This is a genomic window from Actinobacillus vicugnae, from assembly GCF_901687125.1.
GTDB classification, from domain to species: Bacteria; Pseudomonadota; Gammaproteobacteria; order Enterobacterales; family Pasteurellaceae; genus Actinobacillus; species Actinobacillus vicugnae.
The window spans coordinates 1-19,949 of sequence record NZ_CABFJY010000050.1; the positions used below are offsets into that span (position 1 = coordinate 1).

Below are 19,949 nucleotides of genomic sequence, written 5' to 3' on the forward strand. Positions count from 1 at the left end.
GAAGAATATGTGATGTATTACAACCAAAAGCGTATTAAAATGGATTTAAAAGGATTGAGCCCTGCACAATACAGAGCTCAATATTTATAGTGTACTAACCTGTCCAACTTTTGGGGGGCAGATCAAATAGCGGTCATTTGTTTTTAATAGAAAAGGAAATTGATATGTCTATTTTTGAGCGAATTGATAACTTACGTCTAAAATTTATTGCGACATCTTAGTAACAGCAAGCAGTCGTAAAAATGTAGAAGTTTACGACCGCTTGTTCAAATAAAAAACCACAAAACATACGGAAAATTGCCGTTTATTCCATATGTTCTGTGGTTAAAGTTCTATGCCTCTAATGCGGCTAGTAGCTTTTGATGAATACCACCAAATGCGCCATTGCTCATCACCAAAATATGATCGGTTGGTTTTGCTTCTTGCACAATTTTTGCCACCAATTCACCAAGATCAGTAGACCAAGCTGCAGGCTGGCTTAACGCATCAGTGATCGCCGAAACTGACCATGGAATCATATCTGGCTGATAAACAAATACCGCATCCGCATCAGCTAAACTTGGTGCAATTTCCTCTTTATGTACCCCCATTTTCATGGTATTAGAACGAGGCTCAAGCACCGCCAAAATACGCTCTGCTTTACCTACTTTGCCACGCAACGCATCAATGGTTGCAGCAATCGCAGTTGGGTGGTGAGCAAAATCATCGTATACCGTAATGCCATTCACTTCGCCTTTTACTTCCAAGCGACGATTTGCATTAATAAATGAGCCTAATGCGTCGCATGCACCTTGAATAGATACCCCAGCATGATGAGCAGCAGCTACCGCCATTAATGCATTATGCATATTGTGTGCGCCAATAATATTCCATTTCACTTCACCCACTTTTTCACCATGATGGAAGACTTCAAAATGTGAGCAATCGGCAGAAATTGGTTTTGCAAACCATTGTTTATCTTCAGCGATAAATTGCAATTCGCTATAACTGCCCATTTTCAAAGTGTTTTGTACATTTTCATCCGCTGTCGCTGAAAGAATACAACCGCTGCTTGGCATAGTGCGCACTAGATGGTGGAACTGGCGCTGAATCGCTTTTAAGTCATCAAAAATATCGGCATGATCAAATTCGATATTATTAATAATTAACGTTTTGGGCGTGTAATGTACAAATTTAGAACGTTTATCAAAAAATGCTGAATCATATTCATCCGCTTCAATCACAAAGAATTTGCTTGAGCCTGCACGGGCTGAAATACCAAAATTGCCCGCTACCCCGCCAATTAAAAAGCCTGTATCGATCTGGTTTTGATCTAAAATCCACGCCAACATACCCGTTGTTGTGGTTTTACCATGCGTACCTGAAACCGCTAGCACCCAACGATCTTTTAATAAGTGATCGTGTAACCACTGTGGGCCTGATGTGTAATTCAGTTGGTTATCCAACACATATTCCACACAAGGATTACCACGGCTCATCGCATTCCCAATCACCACCAAATCAGGCGCAGGTTGTAGCTGTGCGACATCGTAATTCGGAATAATTTCAATACCATGATTTTCTAAAAATGTACTCATTGGCGGATAAACATTGGTATCAGAACCTGTTACTTTATAGCCTAACTCACGCGCGATCATCGCAACGCCGCCCATAAAAGTCCCGCAGATCCCAAGAATATGAATGTGTTTTTGCGTCATAAATTAGCCTTCAATGTAAAATTTTTGTGATCAATGTCACAAACTTGTTATACCCCGTTAGAGGAGGATTTAATTTCTTTCTATAATAATACTGATAGGGTCTTATTCGTTAAGATGGCTTAACTTCATAAAGTTTGCCTTGTCTTGGTAAAAATAGCCTCTCACTCGGATAAGAAACAATGATCAACAGACCCTAACTATTTTAGCATACCCAAAGGAGAAATTATGAAGACACTCGGCGAATTTATTATTGAAAAACAAGCAGAGTATCCCGAAGCCAAAGGTGAACTAAGCGGTATCTTATCGTCTATTCGTCTTGCAGCTAAAATCATTCATCGTGAAATTAACCGAGCGGGTTTAAGCCAAGATATTTTAGGTGTAGCGGGCTCGGAAAACATTCAAGGTGAAGCACAAATGAAATTAGATGTGTTCGCTAATGAAACCATGAAAAAAGCCTTAATTGCCCGTGAAGATGTGGCTGGTTTTGCTTCAGAAGAAGACGATAATTTCGTAGCATTTGACAACGAAAGAGGCAGAAATGCTAAATATATTTTAATGACAGATCCGCTCGACGGCTCATCAAATATTGATGTGAATGTTTCGGTGGGGACAATTTTCTCAATTTATAAACGTGTTTCGCCAATCGGAACGCCCGTAACTATTGAAGATTTCTTACAAGAAGGACGTAAACAAGTTGCGTCTGGCTATGTTACCTATGGTTCATCAACCATGCTGGTTTATACCACAGGTAATGGCGTAAACGGCTTTACTTACGATCCTTCACTCGGTTTATTTATTTTGTCGCACCCAGATATGAAAATGCCATTTGAAGGCAAATATTACTCTATCAACGAAGGGCAATACGTTACCTTCCCAATGGGCGTGAAGAAATTTATCAAATATTGCCAAGAAAGCGATGAAGCGACCAAACGTCCGTATTCATCACGCTATATCGGCTCACTGGTGTCAGACTTCCACCGCAATTTATTAAAAGGCGGAATTTATATTTATCCAACCTCGACCGTGTATCCAAAAGGTAAATTGCGTTTGCTGTATGAAGGAAATCCAATGGCATTTTTAGCAGAGCAAGCTGGCGGTATGGCAACCGACGGATTTAATCCGATTTTAGATATTAAGCCAGCAGCGCTTCACCAACGCGTGCCGTTCTTTGTCGGCTCAAATTCAATGGTGCAACAAGCGGTCAAATTTATGCAAGAATTTACCGAATAAAAACAAAAAACCGAACGCTTTAAAACGTTCGGTTTTCTTTATATTAAGCGGTCAAATTCGCCGATTATTTTGCAAAATGCGCTTCTAATGCATCGCTACCGCCGATTAATTTACCGCCGATAAAGATTTGTGGAACAGTTTGGCTACCTGCAACCGCACGTACCACTTTGCCACGTTGTGAATCGTTGTCTAACACGATTTCTTCAAAACGTAAGCCTTTTGATGTTAATAATGCTTTCGCTTTTGCGCAGAATGGGCAATCTGTTTTGCTAAATACCACGATTGGATCTTGATCCTTCCACTCTGGATTTAAGAATTTGATCATAGTTTCTGCATCAGAAACTTCAAACGGGTCGCCATCTTTTTCTGGCTCATCAAACATTTTTACAATTTCGCCGTTTTTCACAAGCATAGAGTAACGCCATGAACGTTTGCCGAAACCTAAATTAGCTTTATCTACTAAACGACCCATACCTTCGGTGAATTCGCCGTTACCGTCTGCTAATAAGATTACGTTTTCAGCATCTTGGTCTTTCGCCCAAGCGTTCATTACGAAAGTATCGTTTACTGAGATACAGATGATTGAATCAACGCCTAATTTTTTGAACTCGCCTGCTAATTCATTGTAACGTGGTAAGTGAGTTGATGAACAAGTTGGGGTGAACGCACCCGGTAGAGAGAAAACTACAACGGTTTTGTTATCAAATAAATCTGCTGTAGTTACATTAACCCATTCGCCACCTTTACGAGTTGGGAAAGTTACGTTAGGCACTTTTTGCCCAGTCATATCTTTAAATGACATAAAATTCTCCTGTTTTACATAATGTTTTCAAAAACCGTACGCATTCTACACCTAAATATGCCATAATTCAGCCTATTTGATTAATAGGGAAAATGGTCATTCTTCGATCTAATTAGGAGATCCTGTGAATATTAGAGATTTAGAATATTTAATTGCATTAGCAGATTATAAGCATTTCCGCCGTGCAGCAGATGCCTGCAATGTGAGCCAACCAACGCTAAGCGGTCAAATTCGCAAATTAGAAGACGAGTTGGGTACAGTTTTACTTGAGCGCACCAGCCGTAAAGTGTTATTTACCCAAGCAGGTTTAACCCTTGTTGAACAAGCGAAATCCGTATTGCGTGAAGTTAAAGTACTAAAAGAAATGGCAAGCAATCAAGGTAAAGAAATGTCTGGTCCACTTCACGTTGGAATTATTCCAACACTTGGCCCATACCTTTTGCCATTAGTGTTGCCAGCATTAAAATCTGCTTTCCCTGAATTAGAGCTATATATCTACGAGTTACAAACGGCACAATTAGTGGATCAACTTGAGTCTGGTCAATTAGACTGCGGTATTTTGGCGTTTGTAAAAGAAAGCGAACCATTTATCGAAGTTCCTATTTTCAATGAACAAATGCTGTTAGCGGTTTCACAACAACATGAATGGGCAAAACAAAAAAGTTTAGATATTAATGCATTAAAAGATAAAGAATTGTTGTTTTTAGACGGCGGTCACTGCTTACGCACCCAAACATTAGATTACTGTTTATCTGTTGGCGCCAAAGAAAGTTCACACTTTAAAGCAACCAATCTTGAAACATTACGCAACATGGTTGCAGCCAATGCAGGAATATCATTAATTCCACAATTAGCCACTAAACAATGTGAAGGCGTAAATTATCTTACCTTTAACGATCCAAAACCTTATCGTTCTGTCGGTTTAATTTATCGCCCAGGTTCGCCATTACGGGTTCGTTATGAGCGCTTGGCGAAAGAAGTTTCAAATATTATGAAACAAGAGAAAATGTATGAGTAACGTTGGTATTCGAGCCCAGCAAAAAGAAAAAACTCGTCGAGCTTTAGTTGATGCTGCATTTAATCAATTAAGTGCTGAAAAAAGTTTTTCGAATTTAAGTTTACGGGAAGTAGCCAGAGAAGCAGGTATTGCTCCCACATCGTTCTATCGCCATTTTAAAGATATGGATGAATTAGGGCTGGCGATGGTGGATGAATCTGGTTTACTGCTTCGCCAATTAATGCGCCAAGCGCGTAAACGTATTGCAAACGGTGGCAGTGTGGTAGCTCTTTCCACTGAAACCTTCTTCGAATTTATTGCTGATAGACCAAATGTATTCCGTTTGTTATTGCGCGAAAGTTCTGGTACATCTCAAGCGTTTCGTACTGCAGCCTCCCGAGAAATTCAGCATTTTATTGCGGAATTAACTGATTACATTATGAGCAAAGATGCGAATAGTAGCCGTGAAATAGCTCATATCCAAGCAGAAGGGTTAATGACGATAGTGTTTACTGCTGGCGGTTATGCACTTGATATGAATGCCCAAGAACGTGAAAAACTGAAAAAGCGTGTCATTATGCAATTGCGCATGCTCACTCGAGGCGCTGCGTCTTATACTTATAGTCACGATAAGGGGCATCAATAATGTCAAACCAAAGTAGCCTGCTCTTTCGCTTTGCTAAAAATCTGTTTGGCTACGGCGTCTTGTTTATCGTGCTAAGTACCATAATTGATTGGTATCGCAAACCCAGCGCACCCAATGCATTTGCTCAACAGGTTTGGTACGATTTACAGCAACAGCCAAAAGTGATTGCACAGATAAGTCACCAAAAACCTATGCTACTTTACTTCTGGGGAAGCTGGTGTACTTATTGCAAACTGAGTTCATCTGCAATTCAGCAATTAGCTGATGACGGCGTACCTGTATTAAGCGTCGCCCTCCAATCAGGTGATCCACAACAAGTAGCCGATTATTTACAACAAGCAAATTATGCATTTCCTGTTATCAATGATCCTGATGGCAGAATATCTAAAAGCTGGGGCATTCAAGCAACACCGACAATGTTAATTGTCAAGGACGGTGAGATTGTACAGCACACAACAGGGCTGACCAGCTATTGGGGGCTAAAAATCCGCCTCTGGCTGAGTTCCTTAACCTAATTCAAGCGGTCTGATTTGCAAATTTTTCTACAAATCAGACCGCTTTAGCATATCGAGAAGCTTATGATAGTAGATCCAAATTACCAACAAGAGCTCGAAAAGTACGAAAACCCCGTACCAAGTCGAGAATTCATTTTAAATACTATTCGAGAATTTGATGCGCCAATGAGCCGTGAAGAATTGCTCGAAGCCTTTCATATTTACGACGAAGAACGCATTGAGGGCGTGCGCCGTCGCCTACGCGCGATGGAAAATGACGGGCAGCTTATCTTTACTAAACGTAAACGCTATGCGTTACCAGAAAAAATGGATTTGTTGAAAGGCACTGTGATCGGGCATCGCGATGGCTATGGTTTTTTACAAGTAGAAGGCAGCGAAAAAGGCGATGATTGGTTTATTCCCAACAATCAAATGACACGTGTGATGCATGGTGACTTTGTACTAGCACAGCCAAACGGCACTGATCGCAGAGGTCGTCGTGAAGTGCGTATTGTGCGTGTATTAGAGGCTCGTAAAAAACAAATTGTCGGTCGTTTCTTCCTTGAAAGTGGCATTGGCTTTGTAGTACCTGACGATAGTCGCCTCACCCAAGATATTTTAATTCCTGACGATCAGCGTATGGGCGCGCGTATGGGGCAAGTAGTTGTAGTGGAATTACAAGAACGCAAAGCAAGCTTCAATCGCCCTATCGGTTTTATTACTGAAATTTTAGGCGACAACCTTGCACCAGGTATGGAAATTGAAATTGCGCTACGCAATCATGATATTCCACACGTTTGGAGTGAAGCGGTCGAAAAACAAATTCGCCACTTTAGTGAAGAAGTACCAGAAGAGGCAAAAGCTGGGCGTGTAGATCTGCGTGATTTGCCGTTGGTCACCATTGACGGTGAAAGCGCAAGAGATTTTGACGATGCCGTTTTTGCCAAAAAAGAAAACAACGGTTGGCGTTTATGGGTGGCAATTGCCGATGTGAGTTACTATGTTCGCCCAAAAACGGCTCTAGATTTAGAAGCAGCTAACCGTGGTAATTCGGTTTATTTTCCAAATCGTGTAATTCCAATGTTGCCTGAAATACTTTCAAATGGTTTATGTTCATTGAATCCACAAGTAGACAGATTATGCCTTGTGGCAGAAATGACTGTTTCAAATAAAGGCGAATTAACAAGCTATCAATTTTATGAAGCGGTGATGAACTCGCACGCGCGCTTAACCTACACCAAAGTATGGAAGATTTTAGAAGGAGATGAAGCGCTACGCGAGCGCTATGCACCACTTGTTCCACATTTAGAAACGCTAAATGAAATGTTCCAAGTGTTGCTCAAAGCCCGCCAAAAACGTGGTGCAATCGAATTTGAAACGGTTGAAAACCAATTTATTTTCAATCCACAAGGGCGTATTGAACGTATTGAACCACTGATTCGTAACGATGCACACAAAATTATCGAAGAATGTATGATTCTGGCAAATATTGCTTCCGCTCGCTTTGTAGAAAACGCGAATGAACCTGCGATATTCCGTATTCACGATAAACCAAGTGAAGAAAAATTAACCAGTTTCAAATCATTTATTCGAGAATGTGGACTCACTTGGGATGTGGGTCTCGACCCCAAACCCAAAGATTATGCAGCACTGATTGAGCAGCTGGCGGAACGTCCTGATCGTGAATTAATTCAGACCATGCTACTCCGCTCGCTCAAACAAGCAGTGTATGCGGCAGATAATGTAGGGCACTTTGGCTTAGCATTAAGCGAATATGCGCACTTTACCTCGCCGATTCGTCGCTACCCTGATTTATTATTGCATCGTGCAATTAAGTATTTGGTTGAAAAAGAAAAAGGCAATACCCGCAATTATACGAACGGTGGTGGCTATCACTACAAATTAGACGATATTGACCAATTTGGCGATAAATGCTCGGCCACCGAACGCCGTGCTGATGAAGCCACTCGTGAAGTGGCTGATTGGCTCAAATGTGAATTTATGCAAGATCACCTTGGTGAAACATTTGAAGGCGTGATTTCGAGCGTAACGGGCTTCGGCTTATTTGTAAAAATCAATGATCTACTGATTGATGGTTTAGTACATATTTCTACGCTCGATAATGATTACTATCATTATGATGCCGATCGCCAGCGCCTTGTTGGTGGCAGCGGTGTGATTTATCGTTTAGGTGATCCTGTGAAAGTTAAAGTGATCAATGTAAACTTAGATGATAAGAAAATAGATTTTGCTTTAATTGATAATCTCCGCAAAGGTATTGCGGTCGGAAAAACCGCCAAACAAAAAGCGAAAAAAGCAGGCGATAAACCTGTTTTCAAAGAACCAAAAACGATTAAAGCAAGCAAAGCCAAAACTAAAAAAGAAAAGGCAACACGAAAAACCGCAAAAAAAACCAAAAAATCTACTGCTTCAAAACGTAAAAAGTAATCGTTAACTTATCAACAAGCGGTTAAATTTGTGAAATTTTCTGCAAATTCGACCGCTTACTAAATTTAAATTATGTTAGCTTAGTTCACCCTAGGCTATTTCTCGGAACCTATTTATATGAATCGCCTAAAACTTATTTGTTTAGTTTCAACATTAACAGCACTATTTGCTTGTACCTCACAACCTGCTAAAAAGGCTAAAGTAGGATATTTAAAAGACAATATCAGCCAAGCAGAGCTTTCCAATCCAACACATTACAAACGTTATCATTATCTATGTAGTAACTTTGAAACAGGCTCACACTCTTACTTAGCAAGCTACTTCCCACTTTCAAGAGAAAGCCGAATGCCAGGTAATTTTGGCTTTTACTTTCAGTTAGATGGTGGACAAATTCAGCCATTTGATCACCTTGAAAATAAACCACTGAATGCCCGAGGGTCTCGTTTTGAAGTAACTTATCGCTCTTATCATCCGATTCAAGGCAGTCATATTGACCTTATTGCTCGTGAGCAAGGATCGGTTTACTACAAAAATATCAACGGTGTGCGTGTGCCATGGCTAAATTGTCGTGAAAGTTAAAGTATAAATTCGACCGCTTGTAACTTTTAGCTATAACTTAGTTATTTTTAAGCTTGAAGAAATACAGGAAAGATCCTATGCTTAACCCCACTCTAAATAATAAAGATTCTCATTTGTAAGAAATTGTAAAGCTGCTTGCTTAACAAGATGAGAATCATTATCATTAAATCACTTCAAAAATAATAGGTAATCACTCCAACTCTTTACGCCTCATTCCCCCACAAAATGAGGCGTTTTTTTTCGTCTATTGCGGATTAAGCCTTATCAACTGCAACGTATCTCGCTATAATAGATTTATTTGACATTTAAATAAGATATAAGGAATCAAGCAATGGCTCAATCTATTGAAACAACGTTAGCTGAACTAAAACGTGGCGTTGAAAACATCTATTCTGAAGAAGATTTAATTGCAAAGTTAAAAGAAAATCGCCCATTACGTATCAAATTAGGTGCGGACCCAACGGCGCCAGATATTCATTTAGGTCATACGGTTGTTTTAAATAAGCTTCGCCAATTCCAAAATTTTGGTCATGACGTTTATTTCTTAATTGGCGACTTTACAGGTATGGTTGGCGATCCATCAGGAAAAAATACAACTCGCCCACCGTTAAGCCGCGAAGATGTATTACGCAATGCGGAAACTTATAAAGAGCAAATTTTCAAGATTCTTGATCCACAAAAAACTAAAATTGTATTTAATTCAGACTGGTTAGGCCAATTAGGTACAGAAGGTATGATTCGCCTTGCTTCGAATTACACCGTTGCACGTATGCTTGAACGTGATGATTTCAAAAAACGTTTTAGCAATAACCAACCTATTGCGATTCACGAATTTATTTATCCTTTATTACAAGGCCATGACTCTGTTGAATTAAAAGCAGACGTTGAACTAGGCGGCACAGACCAAACCTTTAACTTATTAGTGGGTCGTGAGCTACAAAAATCAGCGGGTCAAAAACCGCAAGTTGCAATGACTTTACCACTGCTTGTTGGTTTAGACGGCGAGAAAAAAATGTCAAAATCACTTGGTAACTATATTGGTGTAACAGATGCACCAAGCGATATGTTCGGTAAAGTGATGTCGATTTCTGATGAATTAATGTGGGATTGGTATAATTTACTTTCATTCCGACCATTAGAAGAAATTGCCCAATTAAAAGCGGATGTTGCAGCAGGCAAAAACCCACGCGATGTAAAAATCTTGCTGGCGAAAGAATTAATTGCACGCTTCCATGACCAAGCGTCAGCAGATGCTGCAGAACAAGAATTTATCAACCGCTTCCAAAAAGGCGCAATCCCTGATGAAATGCCAGAATTTACTTTCGAAGGCGAAATTGGTTTAGCAACTTTATTAAAAGAAGCGGGACTGGTAGCTTCAACTTCTGAAGCGATTCGCTCTGCGCAGCAAGGTGGGGTAAAAATTGATGGTGAAAAAGTCGAAGACGTTCGTCAAAATGCTCAACAAGGCACTTTTGTTTATCAAGTAGGTAAACGTAAATTTGCGCGTGTAACGGTAAAATAAACCGCTAAATATAAAAAAGGAAGCTTTTAGCTTCCTTTTTTACTTATTCCTAATTAATAAAAAATACCCAAAATTAGCATACAGCTATGAAATTAATAAGCTGAAAATAAGTATTACACTATTTTCACTTTATAATAGCTTTCAAGTTAAACCTAAAGCCCTAAGTATCTATGCTTCAAATAAAATGTCCTTCTTTATTATTTTATTGAACATAACAAGCATTTGATATCAGTAAAAATTCGTTATATCGACTAGGTAAATAATGAATAAAAAATTATTGTATATCAAGTGATACAAATATATGCAACGTGATCATCGATAAAAATCACCTTCAGCTTATCACCTTTTTCTTCAATAAATCTAAATATCTCATCCAGTTTATAAGTAAAAATTGTATCCAGAACAGTTAAATCTAATTGGGTAGAGCTTAATTCAGTAAAAAACAAGCTCTCTTTTAAATTTTTCGATATGTTAAGAACATAATATTCAAACTCATCTGGTAATAAAATATCTCGCTCATAAGCGATAAATTTACTTTTTAAAGTATTATCCTCCTTTAGCCTTACATAATGAATTAATTGCTGTTGATACTTCATTTGTTGATAAAAGTTATGCAACCCATATTTTTGCAAATAAATTTCACTATTTATTACATCAGCTAAAATGACACACTCTTCATGCTTATGTTTTGCATGAAATAGCCATTCATTAAACTGATGAGAATAACTGTTTATAAGCCCAAGCGCTGATAGTACGATTTGTTTTAACATAGCCTCCTCTGTAAAAAACGTTATCTTAACACAATTTTACATCAATAATGCGACATTATGTAAACTAAAAATAACTTTTATGGCAAAATTTAATTATTTTAAACAGAAATGACCGAAATATGTGATATATAAACTACTTATCGCCAAGTGACTCGTACAGAAAATAAGCGGTCATATTTGCTAAAATTTAGTGTGTTTACGGGCGGGCATTAGTCCCACCCTACATCATTTCGAAAATTTTGACCGCTTGCTGATCTTATTTAAAGTGGGTGCTATTCTCTATTTAGTAAGAAAATCCCCTGCTCTGTAAAGTGAATAAAAGCTTGTTTTAACTGTGGATCAAATTGATCTGGATTGCTGTTTATCAACACATCTTTACCATTCCAATCCGCTACGATTTCCCAATGATTGCCCATATAAACTGCGCTTTTAATTTGACAACGTTGACAGACCTCACCTGTATCAGTCAGCCTAATCGCTTCTGGGCGAACGCCGATCAAACACGCTCCATCTGATAAATTGGAATCTGCTATATTATTTACGGGGAAATGATAATCTCCAACTGAAACAATACCTTGCTGTAACTCACCTTCAAAAATCGTCGACTCACCCATAAAGTTTGCAAGAAATAAAGAATTCGGGCGTAAATAGAGATCTTTCGCAGGTGCTTTTTGCATGATTTTGCCTTTATTCATCACGATAACTTCATCAGAAACTGCAAATGCTTCTGTTTGATCGTGGGTAACATACAGAGAAGTAATACCCAAGCGCTGTTGAAGTTCACGAATTTTTTCACGCATAGAACGACGTAAATTCGCATCTAAGTTACTGAGTGGCTCATCAAATAACAATACTTTTGGTTTCAACACCAATGCTCGAGCCAATGCAACACGCTGTTGTTGCCCACCAGAAATTTGATCAACAAAGCGATCTTCAAAACCAGCTAAATCAACCAGTTCTAATGCCTCTTTGACACGCTGCTTACGCTCTTCATTGTTAATGCCTTGCATACGCAAGCCATAGCCGACATTATCACCAATCGACATATGCGGAAACAATGCATAAGATTGGAACACAATACAAATATCTCGGTTTTGAATTGAAGATTTAGTGACATCTTCACCATCAATAAAAATTTGACCGCTTGTAGGGCTTTCAAGCCCCGCCACTAAACGTAGCACCGTCGTTTTGCCACAGCCTGAAGGCCCAAGTAGCGTAACCATCGTGCCTTGTTTAATCACTAAATCTAAGTTATCAATCACCGTTGCTTTACCAAAAGATTTGGTAATATTTTTCAAAACTAAAAAATCGTTATTCATATTCTTTGCCTTTTTATTTACGAGCGACAGTTATAGCACTCGTTTACTAATTAATCTGCTTTTTTCGCTTTGGATTTAGCGATGCGTGTATCTCCGACAACCCAGTCAAAGAATAAAATAATCGCCATCATCACCACAATAAGAATTGACCCATAGGCAATTGCTACACCATATTCGCCATCTTCGACTCGATTTAAAATATAAGCAGTTGCCACTCGAGTATCAGCTGTTACAAGGAATACAATTGCGCTTACCGTGGTCATTGCTCGTACAAAGCTGGTTACTAATGCTGAGAGTAATGCAGGTTTAAGCAATGGGAACACAATAAACCAAATGGTTTTTAATGAGCTACCTTTTAATGAAAGTGAAGCTTCATCCAATGATTTATCAAGCTGCCCAAGCCCAGCAATCGCAGCCCGCATACCGATGGGTAAATCCCGCATTACCATTGAAATAATAATGATAATACCTGTGCCTGTAATATACATTGGTGCATCATTAAAGGCGAGAATATAAGACACACCAGCAACGGTACCTGGTACCGCAAAACAGAGCATGGTTAAAAATTCTAATGTTTTCTTGCCTTGGAAATCCTTACGCACCACAATATAAGCAATCAATAAGCCAAATAATGCAGTCAGCGGTGCGGCAATGCCCGCATAAATCATGGTATTAATCAGTGATGGCCAAGCGCCGTCACTTAAACCTTGCCCAAATAACATTGCATAGTTATTCAGTGTTAAGGTGTAATCTACGCCCCAGTTCACCGTGAAACTACCATAGAAAATACTGCCGTATAGCGCGAAGTTAAATATTACCCAAAAACCAAGCATCGCAATAATGGTATATTTCAAACCGCTTGGTAAATCTTGTACATCGCCACGGTAAGATTTACCCGACACCGTGACATAAGAACGGTTACCGATCCATATATATTGAATAATAAAAATCAGCAATGAGAAAATTAGTAACATTGAACCCAATGTACTTGCCGAAGCATAATCCAATTGCGAACCTGCAATATAAAAATAAATTTGGGTAGCAATCACATCAAAACTTCCTCCTAAAACCAACGGATTACTGAAGTCTGCGAGTGATTGAATAAAGACAATTAAAAATGAATTTGCTAATGCGGGACGTAATAATGGGAAAATAATATTATAGAAAGTTTGATAACGATTTGCCCGTAACGTATAAGACGCTTCTTCAATCGACGGGTGAATTGATTTTAACGCGCCGTCTAAAATCATAAATGAAATTGGCGCAAAGGCGAGAATCTGCGCAATTGCAATCCCGTTAAAACCATACAGCCAATTATGATCTTTAAAACCGAAATAGCTATCTAAAAATTCGGTCACATAGCCTGAACGACCGAGCATTAAGGTTACCCCAAGCCCAACCACAAAAGGCGGAGTTACAATCGGTAAAATTGAGAAAATTTTGCCGATAAATGCCGTACGGCGAGCAATTCGAGTGGTATAAAGCGCAAATGCCAAACCAAAAATGGTTGAAACAATCCCCACAAAGCCAGATAAGAAAAGCGAATTGCTAATTATACGAACGATATAACCTTGTCCTAAAATACTCACTACTTGTTCAGGTGCAAAGGTTTCACCGTCGTAAAACATCGAAATAAAAATTGCGACCGTCGGATAAACAATAAAGAAGAAAATCAACAAAATAATGCTAAGTAGTGCGGCAATAATAAATTTATCGCCTTGCATCATTTTTAACTTAGCAAAAGCAAAAGTCGCCAGTGCAGTAAGACTGACAATTAGTACCATTACTGAATATCCCATACTCACTTTATAAATCATTGCCGAAATAAAAGTAAATAAGAAGATAAAGGCAACTAAAATAAGCTCAGCTTTTACTTGTGTTTCACTCGAAAGCTTAAAGAACGGTAATAACCAAAAACCGACTAAAGGTAAAAACCACAGAATAGTAAGATTAACGGAAGACCAACCCATGGCTTGCAAAAACTCATCTGCTGTACTTTCTAATAAGCCATAATCTAATGCTTTAGAAGGAAGCAACAAAAATGCAATCAGCGCGAGCAGAATCCAAAAGTGGCTAGATTCAAACAGCGATCTTTTATTTGTAAGAGAATCCATATAGCCTCACAACAACTAATAAAAAATATCGAAAAGCAAGCGGTCGTTTTTCGCAGATTTTTTGCAAAATTTTTACGAAAAACGACCGCTTAGATAAAGGCGATTATTTCGCTAATTTTACTTCATTAACCCATTTATTGATTAAGCGTTTACGTTCATCACTTGCGCCGTATTTCTCAAAATCATAATCGATCAGCTTGAGCTTAGTAAGATCAAACGCTAATGGTGATTGTTCCGCAGTAGTATTGGTTAATGTTTGTAATGCTTGACCTTTTTTCCATGCGGTTTCTTGCCCTTCTTTTGAAAGCGCAAAATCGACGAATAATTTAGCATTATCTAAATTTCTAGCGCCTTTTAAGATACTTACTCCACCAAGCTCGTAGCCAGTGCCTTCACATGGCACCACCATTTCAAGCGGCGCCCCTTGCTCTTTTTCTAACGCATAATCATGTAAGAAACCAATCCCGACTGTGGTTTCGCCTCGTGCGGCATTACGCGCTGGTGTGATACCCGATTTGGTGTATTGTGAAATATTTGGATGTAACTGTTTAAAATAATCAAAGGCTTTGTCTTCGCCCCAAAGTTGTGCAAAGGTTGCAATTGCAGTATAAGCCGTGCCAGAACTTTGTGGGTCAGCAATTTGAATTTCGCCTTTCAGTTTAGGATCGGTTAAATCATGCCAACATTGTGGGATTTTCTCGATACCTAATTTTTTCAAACGCTCTGTATTCACCGCAAAACCTAAGATCCCAATATAGACTGCAGAACTTAAGTTACCTTTTACTTTCGCAGGGTCTTGGAATTTCGGCATAATTTGATCAATATTTGGTGAGCGATATGCTTCCAATAAACCTAATTCGCCCGCTTGTGATTGAGGATCTAACGTGCCACCATACCAAACATCTGCCTGTGGATTATTTTTTTCCGCCTCAATTTTCGCAAAAGTGCTACCTGAGCCATTACGAATAAAAGATGTTTTTACATCGTATTTTTGTTCGAATGTTTTTGCAGCATTCTCACACATTACATTCGTTGCACTACAATAAATGACTAAACGCCCTTTTGCCTGTGTTGCAGAACTAAACATCAAGCCAGCACCAAGTAATGCCGTTGAAATAGCAACAGAAAGTTTTCTAAATTTCATAATCAAAACCTCATCTTGAGTGTAAATCAACAAAATGTGCTGAAATAGCACCAACCACATTTTCTTTTCAACACTAATTTACAATAAATGGGCAAAAAATACCGTGAGGCAGTTCACAAAATGTAAGATTGATGAGTTGAATTCGGCACAGACCAAAAATTACACAGCTCTTATTTTCGACTTGGTATTCAGTTACGATTTTTGAGCACTTTTCGCCTTATTTGCATACACTTAAAATTCTCCAATATTCGATATGAAAAGTTATTAAACATTTTGTCAGCAACAGCAAACGTTTGCTAAAAAAACAAGTCAAAGATCAGACCAGTAAAGTAAATGCGACATTTTCCAGAAAAATGCATATTTTCATATTCCATTTTGTTTTTATAACTCATTGTTTAAGAACAACTTTAACAATAAAAAAATATATTGTTAACTATATTTTTATAGACTAACCATGTATCAATATACATTACAATCAATAAACGTTAAATATTTTGTAATTTTTGTAAGTAATTTTTTTAGCTAAAATGCTACTACTTATAACGAAAAGTTATGTTTAGGAGGGAAGATGGATAACACCGATAAATTCAAACTTTTGGGCGAAATTGCATGGCTATGGGCTAATTCACCTTTACATAAAAATTGGTCTTTAGCGTTATTGGCAATCAATGTTTTACCTGCAATAGAAAATAAACAATATGTACTGTTAAAAAAAGATGGTTTCCCCGTAGCCTTTTGTAGTTGGGCAAATTTAAGTTTAGAAAATGAAGTTAAATATCTTGACGATGTGGCTTCGTTAATCTCGGAAGATTGGAATTCGGGAGAACGTCGATGGTTTATAGATTGGATAGCTCCATTTGGAGACAGTGATGCATTATACAAACATATGCGAGAGAACTTCCCTAATGAGCTATTTAGGGCTATTCGAGTAGATCCAATGACCCGAGTAGGAAAAATTTCAGAGTTTCATGGAGGCAACATAGATAAGAAATTAGCAAGTAAAATTTTTCAGCAATATCATTATGAATTAATGAATGAACTTAAAACCAAACCCGATTTTAGATTTTCACATATCGAAAAAGGAGATATATAAAATGGCAAATAGTCCATCTTTAGCATCATTAAAAGCTAAAGCACAAACTGCCCGTACAGCAACAACAAATGCTGCTAAGAAAGTAGGTCATCAAATATCTACAGGTGCAAAATATTTATCAAACAAAGGGCATCAAATTTTTCTCTCTGTACCCAAGGATTATAACCAAGAAATTGGTTCTGGGCTTAATGATTTAGTAAAAGCCGCAGATGAATTAGGTATCCAAGTTCAAAATGAAGAACGAGATAATACTGCATTAACCAAAGAAATTTTTGGAACAACTGAGAAACTCTTAGGTTTTACCGAAAGAGGAATATTTTTATCTGCTCCACAAGTAGATAAATTAATTCAAAAACATCAAAAATTAAGCAAGCATCTTGAAAGTGCTGAAAATATTGGTGGTAATTTAGGTAAAGCACAAGGTGTTTTATCTTCGCTGCAAAACATTTTAGGTATTACCTTATCAGGCATCGAATTAGATGATTTGATTAAAAAACAGAAAAATGGCGAAGATGTTAGCCAAACTGATTTGGCTAAGGCAAGTATTGATTTAGTTAATCAACTTGTAGATACAGCATCAAGTGTTGCTGGTAATATCGATTCGTTCTCAGATAACATTAAGCACATTGGTGAAGCATTAAAAAATACTAAGTATTTGAATGGATTAGGTAATAAATTACAAAATATTCCAGATGTTGGCAAATTAGGTAATGGATTAGATGCTGTATCTGGTATTTTAGGAGCAGTATCAGCTTCTCTAATTTTAGCAAATAAAGATGCACATGCAGGAACAAAAGCAGCTGCTGGTGTTGAATTAACCACCAAAGTTTTAGGTAATGTAGGGAAAGTTGTATCACAATATGTAATTGCACAGCGTGTTGCAGCAGGCTTATCAACTACAGCAGCAACAGCTGGCTTAATTGCTTCTGCTGTTTCATTGGCTATTAGTCCTTTATCTTTCCTAGCTGTTGCGGATAAATTTAAAAATGCTAAAGAAATTGAAACTTTTGGTGAGCGTTTTAAAAAATTAGGATATGAAGGGGATAGTTTATTAGCTTCATTCCATAAGCAAAGTGGAGCCATTGATGCAACACTTACGACTATTACTACTGCATTAAATGCTGTTTCTGCTGGTGTTAATGCCGCTGCTGCAGGTTCAGTAGTTGGAGCACCTGTTGGCGCATTAGTAACATTAATTACTGGTGCAATTACAGGTATTTTAGAAGCTTCTAAGCAAGCTATGTTTGAACATGTAGCGTCTAAACTAGCAAATGAAATAAAAGCGTGGGAAGAAAAACATAAGAAGAACTATTTTGAAAATGGTTATGACGCACGCCACGCTGCATTTTTAGAAGATTCATTTAAATTATTATCCGAATTTAATAAAACATATGAAGCAGAGCGAGCTATATTAATTACGCAACAACGTTGGGATGAAAAAATAGGCGAATTAGCTGGTATTACTAGAAACGCTGCAAATACAAAAAGTGGTAAAGCTTATGTAGATTACTTTGAAGAAGGTAAAAGATTAGAGAAAGCACCAAATGAATTTACCAATCAAGTATTTGACCCATTGAAAGGTGAAATTGATCTTGCAACAAATAGTAAGGCTTCAACATTATTAAAATTTGTAACTCCAACCTTAACTGCTGGCGAAGAAATTAGAGAACGTAAGCAATCTGGTAAATATCAATATGTCACAGAATTACTTGTAAAAGGCAAAAAACAGTGGGTTGTGAAAGGTGTGCTAGAACATGGTGCTACTTATGACTATTCAAATTTAATTCAACATGTTCAATCTGGCACCACTGAAGGAAATACTCAAATTCAATATACCGAAATAAAAATACAATCCAACCTAGGTAAAGGTAACGATAAAATCTTTTTAGCTGCAGGCTCATCAGAAGTAAACGCTGGAGAGGGGCATGATGTTGTATATTACGATAAGACAGATACTGGTCTATTAACAATAGATGGTTCCAAATCAACTAAAGCGGGAAATTATACTGTTCATCGCAAATTACACACTAATGAAAAATTACTTCGCGAGGTGGTTAAAGAACAAGAAGTATCTGTTGGTAAACGTACTGAAAAAATCCAATATCGTGACTTTGAATTTGCCCCGAGTGCTAATAGAACATTAGAAGCTAATGATACATTACATTCAGTAGAAGAAATTATTGGTAGCAATAATAGTGATACCTTTATTGGAAGTAATTTTGCTGATATTTTCCATGGAGCTAGTGGCAATGATATCCTCAATGGCAATGATGGTGATGATCGTTTATATGGCGACGATGGTAATGATGAACTTCGTGGTGGTGCAGGAAACGATCAGCTATATGGAGGAACAGGTAATGATAAATTATTTGGTGATGAAGGTAATAACTATCTAAGTGGTGGCGATGGTGATGATGAGTTACAAGTAAAAGGATATGGATTTAATGTTCTTCGAGGTGGTAAAGGTAATGACAAACTTTATGGAGGCTCAGGTGCTGATTACCTTGAAGGAGGTGAAGGCGACGATTACCTTGCAGGAGGTGACGGTAGTGACTTCTACCTATATTCATCTAAATCAGGGAAACATACAATTTCTGAGATAGGTAACTCTAGAGATGTAGATAAATTATATTTAGCTGATTTATCTTTTGATCGTCTATTTGCTGAGAAAAGCAATGATAACCTTGTTTTAAGAAGTTATGATCGAGCTAGTGACTATGATTTAATTACATTTAAAGATTGGTTTAAATCAGATAAGGGGCATTATAAAGTTGAGGAAATCTTTGACAAAGATGGTAGAAAATTAACCTCAGAGAATATTGAAAAGTATATTAGAAGTCCACATACTTCAGTAAGTTTACGAGACTCTTCATCTTTAGATGCAACCAACTTAAATAAATTAAGTTCAGAGGTAAATAAAATTATTTCTTCTGCAGGTAGTTTCAATATTACTGGCTCAGTAAGTTCAAATAGTAATTCATTATCATCAAATAATTTGAATGATATATTAATAAATACACTTGCAAGAGCATAGTTGATATTACTTGGTAGCAATCCTATTTATTTTCATTTTAATAGGATTGCTATTTTATTT

General features: G+C 37.8%; 16 protein-coding genes. 10 read left to right on the plus strand and 6 right to left on the minus strand.

The genetic code is table 11. The annotated features are described in order from the left end of the window. Nucleotides 1-9: 9 nt before the first annotated feature. Complete coding sequence (locus F8M47_RS11610) at nucleotides 10-90, plus strand: IS3 family transposase (protein WP_483189294.1); 81 nt, start codon at nucleotides 10-12, stop codon at nucleotides 88-90. A gap of 242 nt (nucleotides 91-332) precedes the next feature. On the opposite strand, the gene mpl is transcribed toward F8M47_RS11610, so the two are convergent. After that, nucleotides 333-1,697: a UDP-N-acetylmuramate:L-alanyl-gamma-D-glutamyl-meso-diaminopimelate ligase gene (gene mpl, locus F8M47_RS11615; protein ID WP_150540240.1), complete on the minus strand. Its 1,365-nt coding sequence runs from the start codon at nucleotides 1,695-1,697 to the stop codon at nucleotides 333-335. A 225-nt stretch (nucleotides 1,698-1,922) separates the two neighbouring features. On the opposite strand from mpl, the gene fbp reads away from it, so the two are divergent. After that, nucleotides 1,923-2,927, plus strand: coding sequence for a class 1 fructose-bisphosphatase (gene fbp / locus F8M47_RS11620; RefSeq protein WP_150540241.1), 1,005 nt, complete (start codon nucleotides 1,923-1,925; stop codon nucleotides 2,925-2,927). 64 nt (nucleotides 2,928-2,991) lie between these two features. Here the strand turns inward: fbp and F8M47_RS11625 are convergent, their stop codons facing one another. Beyond that, nucleotides 2,992-3,729 (minus strand): glutathione peroxidase, encoded by a 738-nt coding sequence (locus F8M47_RS11625; protein WP_150540242.1) that lies wholly within the window; start codon nucleotides 3,727-3,729, stop codon nucleotides 2,992-2,994. A gap of 124 nt (nucleotides 3,730-3,853) precedes the next feature. Between F8M47_RS11625 and oxyR the strand changes: the two genes are divergently transcribed. From oxyR to tyrS, 6 genes are all read left to right on the plus strand, one after another. Continuing rightward, nucleotides 3,854-4,747: a DNA-binding transcriptional regulator OxyR gene (gene oxyR / locus F8M47_RS11630; protein WP_150540243.1), complete on the plus strand. Its 894-nt coding sequence runs from the start codon at nucleotides 3,854-3,856 to the stop codon at nucleotides 4,745-4,747. Next, nucleotides 4,740-5,372 carry an HTH-type transcriptional repressor FabR gene (gene fabR / locus F8M47_RS11635; RefSeq protein WP_150540244.1) on the plus strand — a complete coding sequence of 211 codons (633 nt, stop codon included), beginning with the start codon at nucleotides 4,740-4,742 and terminating at the stop codon, nucleotides 5,370-5,372. Before oxyR ends, fabR begins: the two co-directional genes overlap by 8 nt. Next, nucleotides 5,372-5,887, plus strand: a complete 516-nt coding sequence (locus F8M47_RS11640) for a protein disulfide oxidoreductase (RefSeq protein ID WP_150540245.1) — start codon at nucleotides 5,372-5,374, stop codon at nucleotides 5,885-5,887. The genes fabR and F8M47_RS11640 overlap by 1 nt, the downstream gene beginning before the upstream one ends. Before the next feature lie 63 nt (nucleotides 5,888-5,950). Next, a complete protein-coding gene (gene rnr / locus F8M47_RS11645; RefSeq protein ID WP_150540246.1) occupies nucleotides 5,951-8,314 on the plus strand; it encodes a ribonuclease R in 2,364 nt (787 codons plus the stop codon). Nucleotides 8,315-8,431: 117 nt separating this feature from the next. Continuing rightward, complete coding sequence (locus F8M47_RS11650; RefSeq protein WP_150540247.1) at nucleotides 8,432-8,893, plus strand: hypothetical protein; 462 nt, start codon at nucleotides 8,432-8,434, stop codon at nucleotides 8,891-8,893. Between the two features lie 331 nt (nucleotides 8,894-9,224). Beyond that, nucleotides 9,225-10,415, plus strand: coding sequence for a tyrosine--tRNA ligase (tyrS, locus tag F8M47_RS11655; RefSeq protein WP_150540248.1), 1,191 nt, complete (start codon nucleotides 9,225-9,227; stop codon nucleotides 10,413-10,415). A gap of 284 nt (nucleotides 10,416-10,699) precedes the next feature. Here tyrS and F8M47_RS11660 read toward each other — a convergent pair whose 3' ends face one another. The 4 genes from F8M47_RS11660 to F8M47_RS11675 form a co-directional block, all read right to left on the minus strand. Next, a complete protein-coding gene (locus F8M47_RS11660) occupies nucleotides 10,700-11,185 on the minus strand; it encodes a hypothetical protein (RefSeq protein ID WP_150540249.1) in 486 nt (161 codons plus the stop codon). Nucleotides 11,186-11,457: 272 nt separating this feature from the next. Next, on the minus strand, nucleotides 11,458-12,504 hold the full coding sequence (fbpC, locus tag F8M47_RS11665; RefSeq protein WP_150540250.1) for a ferric ABC transporter ATP-binding protein: 1,047 nt from the start codon (nucleotides 12,502-12,504) through the stop codon (nucleotides 11,458-11,460). A 50-nt stretch (nucleotides 12,505-12,554) separates the two neighbouring features. Further along, nucleotides 12,555-14,618 (minus strand): ABC transporter permease, encoded by a 2,064-nt coding sequence (locus F8M47_RS11670; RefSeq protein WP_150540251.1) that lies wholly within the window; start codon nucleotides 14,616-14,618, stop codon nucleotides 12,555-12,557. 103 nt (nucleotides 14,619-14,721) lie between these two features. Continuing rightward, complete coding sequence (locus F8M47_RS11675; RefSeq protein ID WP_150540252.1) at nucleotides 14,722-15,762, minus strand: ABC transporter substrate-binding protein; 1,041 nt, start codon at nucleotides 15,760-15,762, stop codon at nucleotides 14,722-14,724. 568 nt (nucleotides 15,763-16,330) lie between these two features. Here F8M47_RS11675 and F8M47_RS11680 point away from each other — a divergent pair. After that, nucleotides 16,331-16,855, plus strand: a complete 525-nt coding sequence (locus F8M47_RS11680) for a toxin-activating lysine-acyltransferase (protein WP_150540253.1) — start codon at nucleotides 16,331-16,333, stop codon at nucleotides 16,853-16,855. A 1-nt stretch (nucleotide 16,856) separates the two neighbouring features. Beyond that, nucleotides 16,857-19,889, plus strand: coding sequence for an RTX family hemolysin (locus F8M47_RS11685; protein WP_150540254.1), 3,033 nt, complete (start codon nucleotides 16,857-16,859; stop codon nucleotides 19,887-19,889). The last annotated feature ends 60 nt before the right edge of the window (nucleotides 19,890-19,949 follow it).

Excerpts from the sequence above, each read along its gene's own strand:
- F8M47_RS11660 (WP_150540249.1), bottom strand. The coding sequence starts at position 11,185 with ATGTTAAAACAAATCGTACTATCAGCGCTTGGGCTTATAAACAGTTAT.
- fabR (WP_150540244.1), top strand. The coding sequence starts at position 4,740 with ATGAGTAACGTTGGTATTCGAGCCCAGCAAAAAGAAAAAACTCGTCGA.
- F8M47_RS11625 (WP_150540242.1), bottom strand. The coding sequence starts at position 3,729 with ATGTCATTTAAAGATATGACTGGGCAAAAAGTGCCTAACGTAACTTTC.
- F8M47_RS11680 (WP_150540253.1), top strand. The coding sequence starts at position 16,331 with ATGGATAACACCGATAAATTCAAACTTTTGGGCGAAATTGCATGGCTA.
- F8M47_RS11675 (WP_150540252.1), bottom strand. The coding sequence starts at position 15,762 with ATGAAATTTAGAAAACTTTCTGTTGCTATTTCAACGGCATTACTTGGT.
- fbp (WP_150540241.1), top strand. The coding sequence starts at position 1,923 with ATGAAGACACTCGGCGAATTTATTATTGAAAAACAAGCAGAGTATCCC.
- F8M47_RS11640 (WP_150540245.1), top strand. The coding sequence starts at position 5,372 with ATGTCAAACCAAAGTAGCCTGCTCTTTCGCTTTGCTAAAAATCTGTTT.
- F8M47_RS11670 (WP_150540251.1), bottom strand. The coding sequence starts at position 14,618 with ATGGATTCTCTTACAAATAAAAGATCGCTGTTTGAATCTAGCCACTTT.
- rnr (WP_150540246.1), top strand. The coding sequence starts at position 5,951 with ATGATAGTAGATCCAAATTACCAACAAGAGCTCGAAAAGTACGAAAAC.
- F8M47_RS11650 (WP_150540247.1), top strand. The coding sequence starts at position 8,432 with ATGAATCGCCTAAAACTTATTTGTTTAGTTTCAACATTAACAGCACTA.
- tyrS (WP_150540248.1), top strand. The coding sequence starts at position 9,225 with ATGGCTCAATCTATTGAAACAACGTTAGCTGAACTAAAACGTGGCGTT.
- F8M47_RS11685 (WP_150540254.1), top strand. The coding sequence starts at position 16,857 with ATGGCAAATAGTCCATCTTTAGCATCATTAAAAGCTAAAGCACAAACT.
- mpl (WP_150540240.1), bottom strand. The coding sequence starts at position 1,697 with ATGACGCAAAAACACATTCATATTCTTGGGATCTGCGGGACTTTTATG.
- fbpC (WP_150540250.1), bottom strand. The coding sequence starts at position 12,504 with ATGAATAACGATTTTTTAGTTTTGAAAAATATTACCAAATCTTTTGGT.